Source organism: Paenibacillus terrigena DSM 21567, from assembly GCF_000374845.1.
Taxonomy (GTDB): domain Bacteria; phylum Bacillota; class Bacilli; order Paenibacillales; family Paenibacillaceae; genus Paenibacillus_K; species Paenibacillus_K terrigena.
The window spans coordinates 53,595-73,471 of sequence record NZ_KB895414.1; the positions used below are offsets into that span (position 1 = coordinate 53,595).

19 protein-coding genes are annotated in these 19,877 nt (G+C 46.2%); 8 read left to right on the forward strand and 11 right to left on the reverse strand.

Features of this window, described 5'->3' with window-relative positions:
- Positions 1–173: 173 nt before the first annotated feature.
- From C558_RS0108215 to C558_RS0108225, 3 genes are read right to left on the reverse strand one after another with little or no spacing between them, the layout of a single operon-like run.
- Positions 174–974, reverse strand: a complete 801-nt coding sequence (locus tag C558_RS0108215; RefSeq protein ID WP_018755778.1) for a Cof-type HAD-IIB family hydrolase — start codon at positions 972–974, stop codon at positions 174–176.
- 53 nt (positions 975–1,027) lie between these two features.
- Positions 1,028–1,771 (reverse strand): pseudouridine synthase, encoded by a 744-nt coding sequence (locus C558_RS0108220; protein ID WP_018755779.1) that lies wholly within the window; start codon positions 1,769–1,771, stop codon positions 1,028–1,030.
- A 4-nt stretch (positions 1,772–1,775) separates the two neighbouring features.
- Positions 1,776–3,257: an RsmF rRNA methyltransferase first C-terminal domain-containing protein gene (locus C558_RS0108225; protein WP_018755780.1), complete on the reverse strand. Its 1,482-nt coding sequence runs from the start codon at positions 3,255–3,257 to the stop codon at positions 1,776–1,778.
- A 305-nt stretch (positions 3,258–3,562) separates the two neighbouring features.
- Here C558_RS0108225 and C558_RS0108230 point away from each other — a divergent pair, with 305 nt between their 5' ends.
- From C558_RS0108230 to opp4C, 5 genes are read left to right on the forward strand one after another with little or no spacing between them, the layout of a single operon-like run.
- Complete coding sequence (locus tag C558_RS0108230) at positions 3,563–4,585, forward strand: ABC transporter ATP-binding protein (protein WP_018755781.1); 1,023 nt, start codon at positions 3,563–3,565, stop codon at positions 4,583–4,585.
- Positions 4,582–5,574: an ABC transporter ATP-binding protein gene (locus C558_RS0108235; RefSeq protein ID WP_018755782.1), complete on the forward strand. Its 993-nt coding sequence runs from the start codon at positions 4,582–4,584 to the stop codon at positions 5,572–5,574. Before C558_RS0108230 ends, C558_RS0108235 begins: the two co-directional genes overlap by 4 nt.
- Before the next feature lie 31 nt (positions 5,575–5,605).
- Positions 5,606–7,396, forward strand: coding sequence for an oligopeptide ABC transporter substrate-binding protein (gene opp4A, locus C558_RS0108240; protein WP_018755783.1), 1,791 nt, complete (start codon positions 5,606–5,608; stop codon positions 7,394–7,396).
- Between the two features lie 12 nt (positions 7,397–7,408).
- A complete protein-coding gene (gene opp4B / locus C558_RS0108245; RefSeq protein ID WP_018755784.1) occupies positions 7,409–8,374 on the forward strand; it encodes an oligopeptide ABC transporter permease in 966 nt (321 codons plus the stop codon).
- A gap of 10 nt (positions 8,375–8,384) precedes the next feature.
- Complete coding sequence (opp4C, locus tag C558_RS0108250; RefSeq protein ID WP_018755785.1) at positions 8,385–9,254, forward strand: oligopeptide ABC transporter permease; 870 nt, start codon at positions 8,385–8,387, stop codon at positions 9,252–9,254.
- Between the two features lie 68 nt (positions 9,255–9,322).
- On the opposite strand, the gene C558_RS0108255 is transcribed toward opp4C, so the two are convergent.
- Genes C558_RS0108255 through C558_RS0108270 form a run of 4 tightly spaced genes read right to left on the reverse strand, consistent with a single transcriptional unit; the run spans position 9,323 to position 12,345 of the window.
- Positions 9,323–9,994, reverse strand: coding sequence for an alpha/beta fold hydrolase (locus C558_RS0108255; RefSeq protein WP_018755786.1), 672 nt, complete (start codon positions 9,992–9,994; stop codon positions 9,323–9,325).
- Positions 9,991–10,398, reverse strand: coding sequence for a DUF309 domain-containing protein (locus C558_RS0108260; RefSeq protein WP_018755787.1), 408 nt, complete (start codon positions 10,396–10,398; stop codon positions 9,991–9,993). Before C558_RS0108260 ends, C558_RS0108255 begins: the two co-directional genes overlap by 4 nt.
- A complete protein-coding gene (gene yjbM / locus C558_RS0108265) occupies positions 10,395–11,213 on the reverse strand; it encodes a GTP diphosphokinase (protein ID WP_018755788.1) in 819 nt (272 codons plus the stop codon). The genes C558_RS0108260 and yjbM overlap by 4 nt, the downstream gene beginning before the upstream one ends.
- A 34-nt stretch (positions 11,214–11,247) precedes the next feature.
- The gene (locus C558_RS0108270) at positions 11,248–12,345 is read right to left on the reverse strand and encodes a quinone-dependent dihydroorotate dehydrogenase (protein ID WP_026263793.1); all 1,098 of its coding nucleotides are present in this window, start codon (positions 12,343–12,345) and stop codon (positions 11,248–11,250) included.
- Between the two features lie 183 nt (positions 12,346–12,528).
- Between C558_RS0108270 and C558_RS34955 the strand changes: the two genes are divergently transcribed.
- Positions 12,529–12,663 (forward strand): hypothetical protein, encoded by a 135-nt coding sequence (locus C558_RS34955; RefSeq protein WP_018755790.1) that lies wholly within the window; start codon positions 12,529–12,531, stop codon positions 12,661–12,663.
- Between the two features lie 14 nt (positions 12,664–12,677).
- Here the strand turns inward: C558_RS34955 and C558_RS0108280 are convergent, their stop codons facing one another.
- From C558_RS0108280 to C558_RS0108290, 3 genes are all read right to left on the reverse strand, one after another.
- Positions 12,678–14,084, reverse strand: a complete 1,407-nt coding sequence (locus C558_RS0108280) for a L,D-transpeptidase (protein ID WP_018755791.1) — start codon at positions 14,082–14,084, stop codon at positions 12,678–12,680.
- Positions 14,085–14,230: 146 nt separating this feature from the next.
- Complete coding sequence (locus C558_RS0108285; RefSeq protein ID WP_026263794.1) at positions 14,231–14,464, reverse strand: ferredoxin; 234 nt, start codon at positions 14,462–14,464, stop codon at positions 14,231–14,233.
- A 122-nt stretch (positions 14,465–14,586) separates the two neighbouring features.
- Positions 14,587–15,882 carry a DNA polymerase IV gene (locus C558_RS0108290; RefSeq protein ID WP_018755793.1) on the reverse strand — a complete coding sequence of 432 codons (1,296 nt, stop codon included), beginning with the start codon at positions 15,880–15,882 and terminating at the stop codon, positions 14,587–14,589.
- Positions 15,883–16,070: 188 nt separating this feature from the next.
- On the opposite strand from C558_RS0108290, the gene cimA reads away from it, so the two are divergent.
- The gene (gene cimA / locus C558_RS0108295) at positions 16,071–17,687 is read left to right on the forward strand and encodes a citramalate synthase (protein WP_018755794.1); all 1,617 of its coding nucleotides are present in this window, start codon (positions 16,071–16,073) and stop codon (positions 17,685–17,687) included.
- Between the two features lie 72 nt (positions 17,688–17,759).
- Here cimA and C558_RS0108300 read toward each other — a convergent pair whose 3' ends face one another.
- Positions 17,760–18,311 (reverse strand): TlpA family protein disulfide reductase, encoded by a 552-nt coding sequence (locus C558_RS0108300; RefSeq protein ID WP_018755795.1) that lies wholly within the window; start codon positions 18,309–18,311, stop codon positions 17,760–17,762.
- A gap of 253 nt (positions 18,312–18,564) precedes the next feature.
- Between C558_RS0108300 and C558_RS0108305 the strand changes: the two genes are divergently transcribed.
- Positions 18,565–19,872, forward strand: coding sequence for an MFS transporter (locus C558_RS0108305; RefSeq protein ID WP_018755796.1), 1,308 nt, complete (start codon positions 18,565–18,567; stop codon positions 19,870–19,872).
- Positions 19,873–19,877 lie beyond the last annotated feature (5 nt).

Here is a 19,877-nt window from a genome sequence, read left to right on the forward strand (position 1 = left end):
CAGCATCTAAATAGATGATTCGATCTTGCATCAATGGGGATTACGCATGATCCTATGCACACAAAAGAGGCATTTCCACCCGTAGGTTACTACGAAGGAACGCCTCTTTTTTCTTTTTGTTTGATCATAGCGTCAATAGTCATTATTTATCAAAATGGAATCGAAATAATGAATTAGAGACAATATTTCACAAGCGCTAAATGGACACCATCTTCATTATTGCTCAAAGTAATATCATCAGCAGCTGCTTTTACTTCGATAGGAGAGTTGTCCATCGCAATCCCCACACCCGCGAATTGAAGCATCGTAATATCGTTATAATAGTTACCGATCGCCAAGATTGCGCTAGCGTCTACCTCTCGACTTGCAGCGCAATGCTTCAGAGCATTTCCCTTCGAGGCTCTCGCATGCATAATATCAATGAAATAATCCCCACTGCGAATAATCGTGAGCTCGTGTATCCATGTATTCCACTCGGCTTCAAGCTCATCCATTTGTCCTTTCGTACCGAAAGCCGTCATTTTGACCATCTGGTCCGTTAGTGATCCATCCACGGGCAGCACCAATGGTACGACATAGAATTTGCCGTACATTGCGAGCACTTCTTCTGTCAGAATATCTTCCCGCTCAACATACAGCTCATTGGCCGTATTGAGATCAAAATGATAGTGATGTTCTCGGCAATACGCCTTGAATGGGGCTAGCTCGCTATCTGCAATCACATACTGATGAATAATCTTACGTGTGGCCGACTCCATCGTCACAGCGCCGTTGTGTGTAATGACTGTCCCAACAAGTCCTAATTGTTCCAGCAATGGAATCGTGCTGCTCGGGTTACGTCCCGTACATAATACGATCTCTGCACCTTGCTTCGCGACCTCGAGAATCGACTCTCTTGTTTTGGGGGTAATTTCGTGATGATCATTAATCAAAGTACCATCGACGTCTAGTGCAATCATTTGAAAACGGTTCATATGCTTCTGCTCCTATCTCTTCGGCCTCTGTTTGGCCTTTCTATATTTCTCGGCTATTCCCGCTCTTGCTTAAGTCCCGCTAGCTCTTCCTTTGTCAATTCACGATAATGACCTTCCTCAAGCGCTGAATCGAGTATCAATGAGCCCATCGAGATCCGCTGGAGATAGACGACCTTCTTACCGACGGATTCGAACATCCGCTTGACTTGATGGAATTTGCCTTCTGTAATGGTCAATTGGATTCTGGAGACCACTTCGGGTCCCGAACGATCGTGACTTAGAATCGTTAATTCTGCAGGTTTCGTGACATACCCATCATCCAATGTCACACCCACCATAAATGCCGCAATATCTGACTCTCCGACGTCTCCAACAACATTCGCAATATAGGTCTTCGGGACATGTCTCCTGGGAGATAACAGCTCATGGGAGAGCTTCCCGTCATTCGTTAAGAGCAATAGTCCTACGGTATCTTTGTCCAAGCGCCCCACGGGGAATGGTTCAAAGATGCGTTCTTCGTCATCCAGTAGATCAATGACCGTCTGGTCATGCCGATCTTCTGTCGCGGAGATTACCCCAGCAGGCTTGTTCAACATCAGATATATGAACTCCCGGTAGTGTACGCGCTCACCATCCAGCATAATAATATCTTCTTCCGGCTGGACTTGTAATCCGTTATCCTTGACCACGCGGTCATTCACCGTAATTCTGCCCTGCTTGGCCCATTTCTTAATCTCACTGCGCGTACCAAGTCCCATATGACTAAGTACTTTATCTAATCGAATCGTATTTCTCATCGATTTATGTCCACCTCCACCCAGCTGGGTATTCATTCTTTAACATGCCATCAATCCATTTGCCCCATCCAACAGAATAACCGTCAATACAGATAAGCACATATCCTTTTGCAGCTACCTTCTCATTTGCAAGCTGCACACGTTCTACCGGGATCGATAATGTCTCACCTTTCAAATAACGGACCGCTTCATCCGTGCTAGATTGTAGATCAATGCGTCTTACAACCTCCTGATGATGTAATGCTGTAGCAAGAGGATGCGAAGGCTCAAATCGGTTTTTCTTTAACGTTCCAATGAAGAATCCAGGCCTTACCACTTTCAATCCGGTCAAGCGATCTTGACCGACAGGCGACATGTAAACATGTTGTCCGTAACGCACAAGCTCACCCGTTAATACAATCCGAAGATGATTGCGCATGAACTGCTCTACTTGATCTCGTTCATCCGGTGTCAATTTTGTTTTGACTTCGGATTCCCTGTTGCGCTTTTCTTTCCTAGATGATTGATCCACGAAGTCTTCCTGGAGCACTTCAGAGCCATCATGCTGCATCACAGCGAGGAAATGTCCTTCCCCTTCAACAAGGTGCGGCCACAGTCTGCCCGTATCGTTCACGGCTTGAATCGTCTCTTCTTCAAAAGCTTTTCCCGAGGCATCCGTTAAAGTACGAATCCATTCCCCTCGGCCCGCCGCGAAGCCGCTAGTGCTCGGAACAGGCACGATATGGAATCCAGGATGTCGCTCTAGAAATTCTGCGATCATTGCTTCATTTTCTTCAGGGGAGAACGTGCATGTCGAATAAACAATGCGACCGCCGGGAGCGAGGAGCGAAGCGGCAGTCCTCAAAATATCGCGCTGCATAAGGACGCAATTCTCGACGGAATGCTTCTCCCACTGCTTCGCCATGTCTTCATCTTTTCGGAACATGCCTTCCCCCGAACATGGCGCATCAATCAATATTTTATCAAAAGCATGCTTGAACGTACGTGCAATCTCCTCTGGCAGCGCATTCAGTACAACCGCATTTCGTACGCCGTACAGCTCCATATTTTTGGCTAAGGCCTTCGTACGGTCTGCATTATTGTCATTGGTCACGAGAAGGCCTGTCCCAGCAAGCTTTGCCGCAATTTGTGTCGACTTGCCGCCTGGTGCCGCGCATAAATCAAGGACCCGGTTACCCGCTTCAATCTCTAGTAATTCGACAGGCGCCATCGCACTCGGCTCTTGGATATAATAGAGCCCAGCATGATAATAAGGATGTTTGCCTGGACGCGCATCTTCCTCCACATAGAACCCCTCTGGCACCCAAGGAATGGGCCTAAGCGAGAACGGTGAGAGCTCCTTAAATTGACCAACGGCTATTTTTAGTGTATTCACACGAATCCCATAAAATCTTGGCGCATCGTAAGAGGCCATGAATGCCTCGTATTCTTCGCCTAATAGTCGCTCCATCTTCGCCCTGAATGCGAGCGGCAACGTTATTCCCATTCTGTATCATTCCTATCATGAAGTAATCTACCCTATTGACGGTTCCGAACATATTAATATAAACTAACTGTAAACTTCACCTAATTATTGCCAATCACGTCACGATTCACCGCGGTAAATTCCAAAAATTTCTACTCTTCATGTCGATTAACCTCAGCAAGCAACCACATCCAGGAATACGCACTGGAATACCACTCACCTAGAGCACATACTTCAAGATTATACACCATTCTAACTGAATTAACCTTCAAAACTGAATACCACCAATTGAAATCATGCTGTTCCATATCAAAATGAGGTGACTTATGAGCGAACTCACTCCAACTCCCTTGCTTGAAGTCGAGCATTTGCATGCTGGATTTCATATTCAAGGAAAGATGTATCATGCAGTTGATAATGTCTCTCTGAAACTTCACGCCGGCAAAATTATTTGCATTGTAGGCGAGTCCGGCTGCGGGAAGAGCGTGCTTTCTCTATCCATTATGGATCTTCTCCCTAAAGGCATCGGCTCCGTCACGGAAGGAAGAGTCCATTTTAATGGGCGCGATATTACGAAGCTGTCGATGGAAGAGATGAACAAGATTCGTGGGAAAGAGATCAGTATGATCTTCCAAGAACCGATGACCGCCCTTAATCCTGTATTTACCATTGGATCGCAGCTGCAAGAAGTCCTCCACAATCACACGACCATGAGTAAGAAAGTGTCCCGCGCACGCGTCATTGAACTGCTGAAGCAAGTTGGCATTTCAAGGGCTGATCATATTGTGGATGAGTATCCACATCAATTGTCCGGCGGTATGCGTCAACGCGTGATGATTGCGATGGCCATTGCCTGCAATCCCAAGCTGCTGATCGCGGATGAACCGACAACAGCACTCGATGTCACCATTCAAGCTCAGATTCTTGAGCTTCTCAAAGATATTAAGCAACATAGCGATATGTCCATTCTGTTTATCACGCATGATCTTGGCGTTGTCGCTGAGATGGCGGATGAAGTGATCGTCATGTACGGCGGACAGATCGTAGAGCAAGCTCCTGTCGCTGCCATCTTCCATGATCCGAAGCATCCTTACCTGCGTCTACTCTTGCAATCGATTCCAAGAATGGAGGAGACCAAACATCGCCTTGAATCTATCCAAGGTATCGTTCCGTCTCTTCGAAATATGCCGCGTGTTGGCTGCCGGTTCGCAGATCGCTGCCCATCCGTGATGGACAACTGCCGAACCGTGACACCGCAGCTGCTAAAGGATGCAGGTGGTCACGCCGTTCGCTGCCTGCTGTACCAAGATACGTCATCACGATATTCGGAACAGGAGGTGAAATCATGAGTCAATCGAAACAATCCGTTGGGGCACCCCTCCTTGAAATTACGAATCTGAAGAAGCATTATCCAATCTATGGCGGCATTTTTCGTAGACAAATCGGCAGCGTTAAAGCCGTCGATAATCTGACGCTTACCCTTCAGCAAGGCGAGACTGTCGGCCTTGTCGGCGAATCAGGATGCGGAAAATCGACGGCAGGGCGCACCATTCTGCGACTAACCGATCCAACCGAAGGGTCGATTCGCTTCGAAGGTCAAGACGTCACTTCGATCCGTGGAGAGAAGCTTAGACAGCTTCGCCAAAACATGCAGATGGTCTTCCAAGATCCATTCGCCTCGTTAAATCCGAAGATGATGGTCGGTCATATCGTGAGCGAGCCTATTCGGAACTATAACCGTATCCAAGAAAAAGCACTCACAGAAGAAACGATGCAGCTTCTTGAACGTGTAGGATTACCTGCGGAAGCCTACTACAAATACCCGCATGAATTCTCCGGAGGACAACGGCAGCGTATCGGGATTGCACGATCACTCGCGCTCAAGCCGAAGCTGATCGTTGCTGACGAGCCCGTATCGGCCCTGGACGTATCTGTTCAATCTCAAGTTTTGAATCTACTCCAAGACCTGCAAGATGATTTTAAATTAACCTATTTATTTATTGCGCATGACCTTAGTGTCGTGAAGCATATCAGTAATCGCATCGGCGTGATGTATTTAGGCAGTCTGGTCGAGATTGCTGCGACTGACAGCATGTATCGCTCGCCATTGCATCCTTATACCCAGGCCTTAATCTCTGCGATCCCTGTTCCGGATCCGCTGAAGCGTAAGGAACGCATCGTATTACAAGGCGATGTGCCAAGTCCTGCCAATCCGCCAACCGGCTGCGCATTCCATCCGCGCTGCGTGCATGCGACAGCCATCTGCCGCGAAGTTCGCCCACAGTTACACCAGGCTGCACCTGGTCACCAGGTCGCCTGTCATTTATACACGACATAAATAAACATTTATTCGAAGGAGGCGTTTTACGATGAAGAAATTTCTAACATTGATGCTCTGCACATTCCTCGTCATTTCATTACTCGCAGCATGCGGCAGCACGAAAGAAGCAACGACAGAGACCAAGAAAGAGGCCACAAAGGATCAGGGCAAAGACGCAACAACCGAGAATAAGACCGAGACGAAGACGGAACCGACGACGGAGGCAACAAATGATCAACCCAAACCAGGCGGTAAAGTTACATACGGTTATGGTCAGCCTTTCAAGGGGCTTCTGGAATCAGCCTTCTGGCAAGGGCAAGATGACGGCTTGATCATAAGCGTCATCGATGACAGTTTATTTAAGACAGGTGATGACCTGAAAAATTATCCTAACATTGCGAGCTGGACAGAATCTCCAGATCACAAAACATTCAAGTTTACGATCAAGCAAGGCGTCAAGTGGCATAATGGCGACGAATTAACCGTCGAAGACTGGAAATTCGCGCTTGAAGTCATCGCACACAAAGATTATACAGGCCCGCGTTACTCGAACGTTGAGATGATCCAAGGGGCTAAAGAATACCATGAAGGCAAAGCAAAAGAGATTTCCGGGATCAAAGTCATTGACCCGTACAACATTGAAATTACGGTAAATAAAGCAGCTGTCAATACACTCGATAACCTATGGAGCTCGCCAATGAACAAGAAGTATTATGAAGGCGTTCCTGTGGCCAAAATGGATTCCAGTGACCAAGTTCGTAAGAACCCGATCGGTCTTGGACCTTTCAAAGTGAAAAAAATTCAACCGGGTGAATTCGTAGAACTCGAGCGTTTCGATGATTACTGGCAAGGTAAACCGTACCTCGATACGATCGTTTACAAGGTGATTGACGATAAACTTGCAACATCTTTACTTGAAAAAGGCGAAATCGACTATATGTCGTTGCCGAATTCGCAATACAAAGAAGCTGAGAAGCTTAAGAATATTTCACTGACCAAAAATGACTCCCTATCCTACAGCTATATCGGCTTCAGCCTTGGACACTGGGATAAGAAACAAGAAAAAGTTGTCATGGATAAACCAAAATTCGCAGACAAACGTCTTCGTCAAGCGATGTACTATGCCATTGATGTTCCAGGCATGATCGATGCTTTCTCCAATGGATTAGGTACGCCTATCTACGCACCGATGCCAACCGTGAGCTGGGCGAAGATTCCAGACGATCAGATCACCAAATACGCCTATGATCCAGAAAAAGCGAAACAATTGCTTGATGAAGCTGGATACAAAGATGTAGACGGCGATGGCTTCCGTGAAGATCCAAAAGGCAAGAAGTTTACGATCAATTTCGATGCGATGCAAGGTTCAGAAATTGCAGAACCACGTGCACAATACATTCTTCAAATGTGGAAAGATGTAGGTTTAAACGCGAAACTGAATGGCGGCGCTCTCAAAGAATTTAACTTATTCTACGATACGATTCAAAATGATGATCCTTCTGTAGAAACATTTATGGGTGCATGGGGACTTGCGAGTGACCCAGATCCTTCAGGTCTATGGACAGAAAAAGATGCATGGAACTTCCCTCGTTGGGTGAATGCAGCGTCCGACAAGCTCATTGCGGATGGTATTGGCGAGAAAGCATTCGATCCAGAACAACGTAAACAAATCTATTTTGAGTGGCAAAAACTAGTCAATGAAGAAGTGCCTATGATCTTCCTATCTGCACCACAAGACGTTGCTGCGATTAATAATCGTCTGAAAGGCGTTCATCTGAACTCTTTCTCCAGCAGCAACTTGTTAGATGCACACTTATGGTGGGTGACAGACGGAAAATAGGAGTGAACGACCATGCTAACATACTCAATCCGCAGGATCCTGGGCATGATCCCGCTCCTAATCATTATTTCTATCATTGTCTTTGGTCTTGCTAAAATGATGCCGGGCGATGCACTCACGGGTCAGATCGACCCTACGAAAGCAACGCCCGAGTATCTCGCAGAAATGCGCGAGAAATTAGGATTCAACGACCCAATTCCAGTGCAATACTGGAATTGGGTACAAGGACTTATCAAAGGCGACTTTGGTCAGTCCTTCATCCATAAGCTTCCGGTATCCGAGATGATCGCGCAGCGGTTGCCGAATACGCTCTTACTAGCGGTCGTATCTCTGGTCATTACCTACACTTGTTCATTTATGATGGGCATTTATGCTGGGCGATATCCGAACACATTAGGTGATCGTTCCATCATTTCATTGAACTATGTCGCATATGCCGTCCCTTCGTTCGTTGCTTCGATCATTGCAATTTATGTCTTTGCAATTAAGCTCGGATGGGTGCCGATCAGCGGCTCGGTAAGCATTGGGGTTGAAGATACCAGCTTGATGTATGTGCTAAGCAAGCTGAAGCACACCATCCTGCCGGCACTTGTACTAGGGCTCTTCAATACCGCAGCGTATACGCAATTCCTGCGCAATGATATTATCGATAGCACGCGCAAAGATTATGTCCGGACAGCGATGGCAAAAGGGACAAATGCTTCGGCGATCTATAATCGTCACATTCTAAGAAATTCACTGATCCCGATTGTCACCTTCTTCGGGTTCGATATTGCAGGGTTGCTGGGGGGCGCTGTCGTTGTCGAGACGATCTTTGTCTATCCCGGGATGGGCAGTTTGTTTATAAATTCCATATCAAACCGAGATTATTCCGTGGTTATGGCCGTAACGCTCCTGCTCGCCCTAATGACCTTGCTTGGAAATCTAATCGCTGACCTGTTGTACGGTGTCATTGACCCGCGCATCCGGTTAAGTTAGGAGGCGTCTAATGCTACCCGTTCATCCACAGCGAAGCACTTCACCATGGCGGCTCGCATTCGCCGAATTCCGCAAGAATAAGCTTGCGATTACTTCCGTAATCTTCTTGTTTTTCGTAACCGCTCTCTGTATTTTAGCGCCTTGGTTAACCTCTTGGGATCCCGTCAAAATCAATATCCGGTTCATAAATAAAGGACCTTCTGCTGAGCATTGGCTTGGAACCGATAAAGGGGGGCGCGATATTGTCGCACGTCTGCTCTATGGCGGACGGACGACCTTATGGATCTGTTTCTCTATTAGTCTTATCGTTACATCACTAGGGACACTTGTAGGTTCGATTGCAGGCTATTTTGGGGGCCGTGTAGATAGTTGGCTCATGCGCTTCACGGATTTAGTCTTGATATTTCCGTTCCTCGTATTCGTTATCGTATTAAAAGCGATATTCCCGGATACAGGGATATCCATCTTCATTATCGTTGTCAGCATTCTCGGATGGGGAGGAACGGCAAGGCTTGTACGAAGTAAGATTTTAGCAGAGAAAGAAAATGAGTATGTCTTAGCTGCTGTTTCAATTGGCTGTAAGCCTTCCATCATTATCATGAAACATTTACTACCGAACGTTATTACGACAATTATCGTCCAAGCTATCTTGATCGTAGCCGGTATGATTACGGTTGAGACGGGTCTCAGCTACCTCGGATTTGGTGTTCCGGCGAATATCCCTAGCTGGGGCAATATGATGTCGGACGCCATTTCGCCAGAAGTCATCAAGAACCAATGGTGGGTTTGGCTTCCTTCTGGCATACTCATCACGGCTACGATTCTCGCCATTAACTTCCTCGGCGAAGGCATGAAAGATGCATTCAACACGAAGAAATAGCGATCTCCAAACGCATAAAAGCACTAGCTGGAAGTTTTCCTTCCGGCTAGTGCTTTTTCTTCTGTCACCTACACCGATACCACAATCTGACTTAAAAATGTGCGAATTTGCTTATCGAGTCCCCTCGGATCCTCCACCGGCAAATAATGTCCGCAATGCGGCATTTGACAGGATTTCACCCCCGGCACTTGGCGCTTAATTAACTGCAAGCTCTTCATAATCGACGGCAATTCCTTATCCCCGTGCAAGACTAGCCATGGTTGGTTAACGTCATGAATCTTGCCTTTCAATTCTTTACGGAATGCTTCAAGCTCGAGCATTTTCGATGGCTGCACTGCAAATGTATCAAAGTAAGGCGTGAGTTCCTCTTTGGAACTTCGTTCAAATGGAGATAATCCGCCATTAATTTTCATATCCTTCCGTGCTAAGATCTTCAGCATGGACATCTGTAGGATCGAATAAGGCTGTAAATTCGGTGAGATGGTCACGAGCCCCTTCACACGCGATTTGTACTGCAAAGCTACTCGTAACGCCTCTAAGCAGCCAGCACCATGTCCAATACAGATCCATTCCTCGTTCTCAGCAGCTTCTGCTTCATAATCCATTTGTACCTGTCCTAGGGGTGGGAATATCGTCACACATTGGGTAGTATAGCCCTGCTGCTCTAAATAGCGCTGGAGCTGACCAAATGTCTCTACTTTCATATTTAACCCCGGAAACAACCATATCTTCGTAATCACTTGAATTCCTCCATCATGCTCTGTACTTCTGTCATAACCTCTAGCAACTCAGTATCCTCAATCTGAATCGTTAAGTGGTAAAAAGGAAAAGGAGCCTGTTCCCAGCACTCCAATTGTGAGACATATTGTCTTGCTTCATGAATCAGCTGACCTAGGTTAATCCCGAGCATCTGATCCGGGTATTGAATTAATTTCTCAATCCCTGCCATGAACAATTTGCGAGAACCCGTCACATTCCCATTCTCGAAATGATACAATCCCACGGCAATTTGGAGCATGCCTTGGTATAGCGGGTTACGCCCCTCTTCTAACCAGAGCTCCTCCAACACTTCATGACACTCATAATAATCCCTATTCCAATTAAAATGGATTAAGAATTGAATGTACAGCCGATCATACATCATATTTCGTCAACAACATCATCCGGTTTCTTTTTAACTTGAACGAACGTAGCTTCCACACGCTTATAGAGCTCTTTAATGCCTTCCTCATCATCGTTCATCCAGAGTTCATTGAATTGATGCTGGAACGCAATGGCTTCACGGATATGGTGATGGAAGTAAAGCTCCGAGATGTAGTTTAAGATTTTGGTTGTGATATTCGACTTCTCTTCGAAGCTAATCTGTGCATCGAGAATTTCTTGACGAATACTGGACATCTCGTTATCCAGTACAAATGCTGCTTCTGCCGCCTTCTTCAATCGAATACGCATTTCCCCTGGCAGACTTTCACGATATTTGTAATTCAGAGAATGTTCAATCGTCGCCCAGAAGTTCATCGCAAGCGTTCGGATCTGAATCTCTGCCAGCACTCTCTTCTGTCCAAGCGCAGTCTGAACCGGATACTCAATAATCATATGGAAACTACGGTATCCACTCTCTTTGTAATTCGTAATATAATCCTTCTCGTAGATCACACTTAAATCTTTACGTTCACGAATATATTCTGCGACACGGCGAATATCATCTACGAACTGGCACATAATGCGTATGCCTGCGATATCCTCAATCCCCGTATCGATATTTTCCATAGCTACATTAAGTCGTTTCGCTTTATCGAGAATGCTGGAAATTTTTTTCACACGACCGGTCACGAACTCTATTGGTGCATACTCTTCACGCTTTTTCAATTCTGCACGCATCGTCTTGAATTTGACTTTTAATTCTTCCACGGCTTGTTCATATGGTAGCAAAAACTTTCCCCAATCTCTTCCGTCCATCAGAACGCCTCCTGTACTCAAGTTTCCGCCCAAGTTAACGATGATCCGCACCCACTGCTTCGGAAATATGGGCATATCCGTCTCTTCTTAACAATTCCCTTAATCCTTGATGTAATTCGCGATTAATGCCTGGCCCATTATAAATTAATGCCGTATAAATCTCCACCAAGCTAGCTCCAGCGCGAATTTTATCGTACGCATCTTGACTTGTGAATATGCCACCGGAACCAATGATTGGCAGTTTGCCATCCGTCTGGCTATAAATGCGGTGGATAATCTCCGTTGAACGATCACGAAGCGGCTTGCCGCTTAAGCCCCCAGCTTCCTTCTTATTCACGTGCTGAAGACCTTCCCTCGATAGGGTCGTATTCGTTGCAATAATACCCGCAACACCGCTCTCCGCGATCGTGGCAATCATATACTCTAACTCATCATCATTGACGTCTGGAGCAATTTTGACGAGAACCGATTTAGGTTGTCCCGTACTCTTCGCTGCCTGCCGATCCCGCTCTTCCGTCACCGCCTGAAGCAGCTCCTTCAATTCATTGCCATGCTGCAAATTACGCAAATCCGGTGTATTCGGTGAACTAATGTTCACGACAAAGAAGTCCGCTTCCGAATACAAGTCACGGATTAATGATTGATAGTCATCCGCTGCATGTTCATTTGGTGTCACTTTATTCTTGCCAATGTTGACCGCAACAGGGATTCTACGCGATTTGAGAGATGCGAACCGTTCTTTCATCGCTGCCGCACCTTCATTATTGAATCCCATCCGATTGATAAGCGCTTCGTCCTCTGGTAAGCGAAACAAGCGCGGTGTTTCATTGCCTGATTGACCTTTCGGCGTCACTGTTCCGACTTCCATAAAGCCAAATCCGATCGAAGAGAACCCTTCTATGGCTGCGCCATTCTTATCAAGCCCTGCTGCAAGCCCAATCGGATTTGGGAAATGAATGCCGAATAAATCAACAGCGAGATCTGCCGTTTCCTGGACACCGTACAAGCCACGCATTATCGCTAATGCCCCAGGAACCTTGTCGCCAATCTTTAGACCGCCTATTGTAAAATGATGCGCCTTCTCCGCATCCATCTTGAATAAGTACGGTTTCAATATTTTTTGATAAAGCAAGTTGTCCACTCCGTTCTCATCTATACGTCGTTCCATTTCTCCTACAAATATTTTATCCGTTTCCGCCAAAAAAGGAAAGTCTGTTCGCCCTTTAAAAACCATGAAACTCTAGATATTCGGCAGGAAAACGATTACAATAGGTTTATATCTATTACTTTATTGATAAAGAGAGGTTGAACCACAATGTCTACAAAAAGAAAACCCCCGACGATGACGCATAAGCCGAAGGAAGAGGTTAATAAGAAAGCCATCATTTGGACAGGCGCTATTTTCGTTATACTTGTTGTCATTGTAGCTGTTCTGATTCTGATCCAATAAAGCTATTCCTCTATTTAATTCAACCATTTATAGACTTTATGGGGATTCGTCTGATTCTGGCCTTGCTGCGGTCTAACCTTGAAAGGTTGCTGCGGTTCTACAAGATCATCAGGTAGAATTCCCTTTTTAATGACCACTTTCGTACCAAGGGGCACCATATCGAACAATTCCTCGACATCCGCTTGACGCATTCGTATACAACCATGGGATTCATCTTTTCCAATGCTCGCCGGCTCATTCGTGCCATGAATGGCGTAGAGCGTATCTGATAACGTCATTCCTCGGCTGCCAAATTCACCGTTTGACTTCCCGTTGGGGTTTTTGACCTTTTCGCTGATTTCGAACGATCCTTCCGGCGTCTGATCGCCACCAAGTCCGACCTCATAGCTGCGCCAAATCACGCGACCTGATACGACAGCTAGCCGATGATTCTGTTTGTCGATCACGATCTTATAGGGTTCATCAAACAGCATTTTGGCCGAATTCGTACTCATATTAACAGTTAGTGCACCGGGAGAGTCAACGATTGATTGTTTATCCTCAGACTCTTGTTTACTTGATTTGTCTTGCCCTAGAATGGTCTGTCTCTGATTCAAAGGTGTGAATAATGAACGCATATTCGACGTATTGCCGGCCATCACATTCCTCGGATAGGAATCGGTAAGATCCGCAATTTGCGCGGGTTTCTTGCTATAGATTTGCTGATATCCCATGATCCCAGACCGCAGCGATTGAATTTCTTCGATTTGTGTGACCCACTTTGCAATATAGGTCCGCGTAGAACGTGGTATATCCGGTGTGCAATCGCAGACCGCAGGGTCGAATACTTGCACATCATATGTCCGATGACTTGATGAAGTGCCAGGATCCTCTTGCTGCTTCACTTCCCCCATCACTTGCGGTTGATGCGACCATAATAGCCACGAACCACGCTGCTTCAGCTCCAGTACGACGGCTCGCTGCCCCGGATTTCCTTGGATCATGTGGGAAGAGATCGCTTGCTGCCAAGCAGTACCTGCCTTCTCCTTATCTCCTACGAGGTAGATCATTGGCTGCTCTTGCGGCTTCTGCGGCTTGGTTACCTCTAGAGGGAGTTGAAGGTCTGTAGGTTCCGCACCCGGTGCGCCAGAAATTCCGCATATAAGTAATAGCATGAGCGCAATCATGGACCACCTACGCCTTGCGATACGCTTACGTTGTCGTTCAATAAGCTGTCGCTCCCGCTCGGCTGCTTCTAATAGCCACTTCGCTGGAATTTGTGTATGCTCGAATGCTTCATAGACATCCCCTGCCTGATTGAAGCAATAATTTGCTTTGCCGATCTGCCCTGTCGCCTCATATTCCTTGCCTAACAGATACCATGACATTCGGTTATCGGGATGGGACTCTACATATCTTTTGAGAAAAAGAATATCTTTCATAATGTCTCCTCCTTCCTATGCAATCCCTACCCCATATATCGGCATTTCACTGCGATCCTTGAACCGTTGTAACGGATACCAAAAAACCCCAGCCCAAAGGACTGGAGTCTTATGTGTAATGTAGATTCTATGATAATGAATACGGATTAGTTAAATGGTGTGTCCGCGATTTTGATAGAATCAGTTGGGCAACCATCTGCTGCATCTTGAAGATCATCATAAAGATCCTCTGGAATTTCAGTTGTTCCCATATTGTTGTCCCCATCAAAAATTACTTCTGCAATACCTTCATCGTCATAATCATAAATATCTGGTGCAGTTGCACCACACGCGCCACAGGCGATACAAGTATCTTTTTCAACCCAAGTGAATTTTGCCACGGCCAATTTTCCCTCCTGTTATAGGTCCAATCTTTCATTACCCTCACCAATCAATATAATACAAAAACGAGCTAATTTCAAACAGTTTGTCATTATTTTCTAAGCGAGGCTGCATAATGCGATCATTCTTGTTCCTTATTCTCCTGCCGGCTGAAATCCATCTGTAAAGAAGTACCGCGAATTCGATGATTTCTTATCAAGGCTGACGGGTCATCCGTGAGCATACCAGCGGTCAATATTGCATTCTCGCCAAATTTATCTCTGAGCTTATCCATCGCTACATTCAACTGATCCTTCTTCGGCTGTTTCTCATAATCGAACAAATCCAATTGAATCGCCGTCTCCGATTTGGGGACTAAATTCTGCAGCGCAACACCCAGTAGTCGGACAGGCATATAGGCAGGCCAGTGGCGATCGAACAACGCACAGGCGTCACGATAAATTTCATCCGCTGTATCTGTTGGAATATCCCGAGTAGACGATCTCGTAATCGTCTTCATATCCGGCGTTCGTATCGTGATCTGAATCGTCTTCGCCATCAATTGTTGTCTGCGCATACGTCGTCCTACCTGATCGGACAGATTCAAGAGCACTCGATGTGCATCGTTTCGGCTGCTCACATCATTTGGCAATGTTGTTGTATGCCCAATGGACTTACTCTGTTCCCGCTCCGGATTCACAGGGGATTCATCAACCCCATTAGCGGCTTGCTTCAGCCATGTCCCAATTACGCCGAATGCATTTAGCAGTTTACGCTCATCCGCCTGTGCTAGCTGACCAATCGTGTAGATTTGATGCTTTTTCAGTTTCTGCGCTGTTTTCTCGCCAATCCCGAATAAGCTGTTGCACGGCTCCTCCCAGAGCACCTTAGGCATGTCTCGACGCCGGAGAACGGTAATACCATTAGGTTTTTTCATATCTGAGGCCATCTTTGCGAGCAGCTTATTCGGCCCGATGCCGATGGAACAAGGAAGTGACAACTCATCACGAATGCGACGCTGTATGTCCTCCGCAATCTCTAGCGGCGTACCGAACTGCTTCGATCCGGTAATATCCATATAACACTCGTCGATTGACATCGCTTCGACGAGCGGTGTATATTCATTAGCCAACTTCATGAACGCATTAGAATATCTTCGATATAAATGAAAGTCTGGCTGAATAATAATTAATGAAGGACAAATCTTCAATGCCTGACGCACTTGCATTCCGGTTCGAATCCCCAGCTTCCGCGCAGCATAGGAGCAAGTGACAATGATCCCTTTGCGCAGCTCTATACTCCCGGCTACGGCCGTTGGTTTATCCATATACAAATGTGGCTCTTCGGCCGCATGCACGGAGCAGTAGAAGGCATTCATATCCACGTGCAGAATGACGCGGCCTTTCTCAGGATAAAATTGCTCTGTATTCGATCTCAATGGTTCTCACCCAATTTCTGCAAGCTTCATCCATCTCTTCTCAGCAAACCTTGTCATTTCGAAGGGGGTCAAGTTCAAGGAAGTAGAAAAATATTGAATTTTCTATCTACTTTCTACCAATAGCGTATGTTATAATAAGAAATTATACTTCTAGATCGAATTCATTACTTCCTAAAGGAGGCCCTCTCATGTCAACGGCAATTTCAATCTTTGATACGACACTGCGCGATGGGACGCAAGGCGAAGGAATCAGCTTATCTGCTGATGACAAGCTCAAAATCGCGAAAAAACTCGACACCTTTGGTGTTCATTATATTGAAGGCGGTAATCCAGGCAGTAACGGCAAAGACATTGAATTTTTCAAACGAGCAGTGAATTTGAATTTACGAGCGAAGCTCACTGCATTCGGGAGCACTAGACGCAAAGACTCAGATGCCACGCAGGATGCGAACTTAAATCGCATTGTAGAATCTGGCGTGAAAGCGGCAACTTTGGTCGGGAAGTCATGGGATTTCCATGTTCATACCGCATTACAGACGACGCTTGAAGAAAATCTTGCGATGATCTATGATTCCATTGCGTTCCTGAAACGCAACCATCTAGAAGTTATTTTCGATGCGGAGCATTTCTTCGACGGGTACAAGAACAACCCTGAATACGCCGTCGCTGTACTCAAACGCGCCCAGGAAGCTGGAGCGGATTGGGTTACGATGTGCGACACAAATGGCGGCACCTTGCCAAGCGAGGTGTTCGATATTGTCAGCAACATCTCGAATGAACTGACAGCCAAGCTTAGTATTCACACCCATAATGATTGCGAACTAGCCGTTGCTAACACGTTAGCTGCTGTGCAAGCAGGCGCAAGACAAGTACAAGGCACAATTAATGGCTATGGAGAACGCTGCGGCAATGCCAATCTCTGCTCCATTATTCCAAATTTACAGCTCAAAATGGGCTACAATTGCATCCCGGAAGAGCAGATGAGTCAATTAACAAACGTTTCGCGTTACGTCAGTGAAATCGCAAATGTGCTCATGCCTGTGAACCAAGCCTATGTGGGTAATGCTGCTTTCGCTCACAAAGGCGGTATCCATGTCTCTGCGATCATGCGAGATTCACGTACTTACGAGCACATCGTTCCTGAATCTGTCGGGAACAAGCAGCGCGTACTCGTCTCTGAACTTGCGGGACAGAGCAATATCCTATCGCGGGCGCAAGATCTCGGCATCGAGCTTGACTCCAATAATCCGCTGACGAAAGACGTCATGGGCAAGATCAAGGATTTGGAACACCAAGGCTATTCCTTCGAAGGCGCTGACGCTTCCCTCGAACTGTTGCTCCGCCAAGCGAATGGCGAGATGACCGAGTTATTCACACTCGAATCGTTCAAGATGACCGTTGAGAAGACAGCAGACCGTCCGGTCGTCTCAGAGGCTATTGTGAAGATCCGAATTGATGACGAGAGCATCTACACGGTTGCGGAAGGTAACGGACCTGTGAACGCACTCGATAATGCACTACGTAAAGCGTTGCTTCAGCACTTCCCAACGCTGAAAGATATGCATCTCTCTGACTATAAAGTTCGGGTCATGGATGATCAAGATGCAACTTCCGCGAAAGTACGCGTACTCATTGAATCAACCGACTTTAATAATCGGTGGAATACCGTTGGCGTATCCGGCAATATTATCGAAGCCAGCTGGGAAGCACTTGTCGATAGTATACGCTATGCATTACTCGGCCAGACGAAGGTGGAAGGCGTGCCTGTTCCCGAACCTCAACGCTTTGGTCTTGTGAACCACTAATACCTATCACAATACGAAACCCTCAAACTCACTTAGAGCTTGAGGGTTTATTGTTGTTGCACGCTTATTTCCTTAATCTGCAATAATATTCTGAATCTTCTCCTCAAGCGTCTTTGCAGGCACAACGCCAATCGTAATATCACGGATGACTCCATCACGATCAATCAGAATATTCGTCGGGAACGCAATCCCTTTATAGAGCTTAAATTGGTCGCCCTTCGTATCCATCAGGATCGGATTCGTAAGTTGATACTGCGCAACGAATGCCTTGGCATTCTCAAGTGTATCTGTCGAGGTCACGTTCACGGAATACAGGTCCAGCTTCTCCTTATACTGCTCTGAGAAACGCTTTAAATCCGGCGCTTCTTCTTGGCACGGTTCACACCAAGACGCCCAGAAGTTAATCATGGTCACCTTATCACGTTTACCACCAACCGAATACGTCTTGCCATCCAATGCTTCCAGCTCAAAACCGGGAGCCAGCTTGTTCAGCATTGGTGCAGCTTCCGTCGGTAAGGCGGATGAATTCGAATTCACAGGACGATCTTTTTTGGTTCCATTTTGATTGATTGCAATCGTCACTAACAGCACAATAACAACCAATAGCCATAAGTTCCTTCTCATCGGTGATTTACCCTTCTTATCGATTCATATTTATATGCATTGTGTACATGGTCTTTAACTTCTATTGTACCCTCTTTTTCCTCATATTTTCAAACCTTACCAATCTTTTTTTGCATGTCACCCCATCAAACCGGCAACAATAATGGCACATGACACCAAATACCCCCACATAGCGGGGCTTTGGCTTCGGAGTCGATTCATGTCCTTTGTGGGGACCCCGAACACTTATGAATCTTTAGAAAGGTTGGGAAGAATGGCCACCAAAACAAAGTCCAAGAAGCTTCTTTCCATCTCATTTGAGAGCGAGATTGAATCGAGTTCGAAGAACAATGATTCATACGAAACAAAACCAGACGCATCTCAGAGCGATAAAGGAAGTGTATGGAAGTATATAGCCCTTGCCAGCATTCCATTGGTTCTAGTGCTCGGCAATTCCATGCTTGTCCCTATTCTGCCACAGCTGCAGTCACAGCTTCACATTTCCCAATTCCAGAGCAGTCTGGTGATCTCGATTTTCTCCATCGCTGCGGCTCTTATCATACCGCTCGTTGGTTATTTATCCGATCGGTTCTCACGTAAAGCGATCATGATTCCTGCTTTAATCGTTTACGGCAGTGCGGGCATTCTAGCAGGGTTCGCTGCCGCATGGGGCTCCTACTCGTGGCTTATTATCGCACGTGCCATTCAAGGTATTAGCGCGGCTGGTACCGCTCCTATTGCCATGGCCCTCGTCGGTGATCTATTTAAGGATGGTGAAGAGAGCAAAGCACTCGGATTAATTGAGGCCTCCAATGGTGCAGGGAAAGTTATAAGCCCCATTCTTGGATCGCTTCTCGCTTTAATCGTATGGTATGCAGCCTTCTTCGCATTCCCTATTTTTTGCGGGATATCGCTCGTGATGGTTATTTTCCTCATCAAAGAACCGAAACGAAAAAATGAACCTTTGCCATTGAAACCCTATTTGCATAAAATCGGGGTTATTTTGAAAAAGAAAGGCCGCTGGCTCATTACTTCATTTTTTGTCGGTTCCCTTGCGTTATTCATCCTCTTCGGGATTTTGTTCTACCTGTCTAATATTCTGGAGAAGAAACCTTATAATATCGATGGGGTTGTAAAAGGTCTTGTATTAGCCATTCCACTCCTCGGCTTGGTCACGACTTCGTACATTTCAGGAAGTGTCGTCAAAAAAAACGGGGTTCTCATTCGTTGGTTCGTCAATATCGGACTCATTGTGATGACGGTTTCCCTTGCCTTAGCCATCTTCTTCAACAAAAATATCTATGTATTTATTGGATTGCTTACACTCAGCAGCATTGGAACGGGGTTGTTATTACCTTGTCTCAATACGATGATTACAGGGTCGGTTGAGAAAGGTGAACGCGGGATGATTACATCATTATATAACAGCTTACGCTTCCTCGGGGTGGCGTTCGGTCCGCCATTGTTCGGGTGGATGATGGGCATATCACATGCAACGATTTTCATTACCGTATCTGCATTGTCGCTCATCGGTCTCGGGCTTAGCTTCTTCCTGATCAAACCGGATGCTACGGTCAAATAAACAGT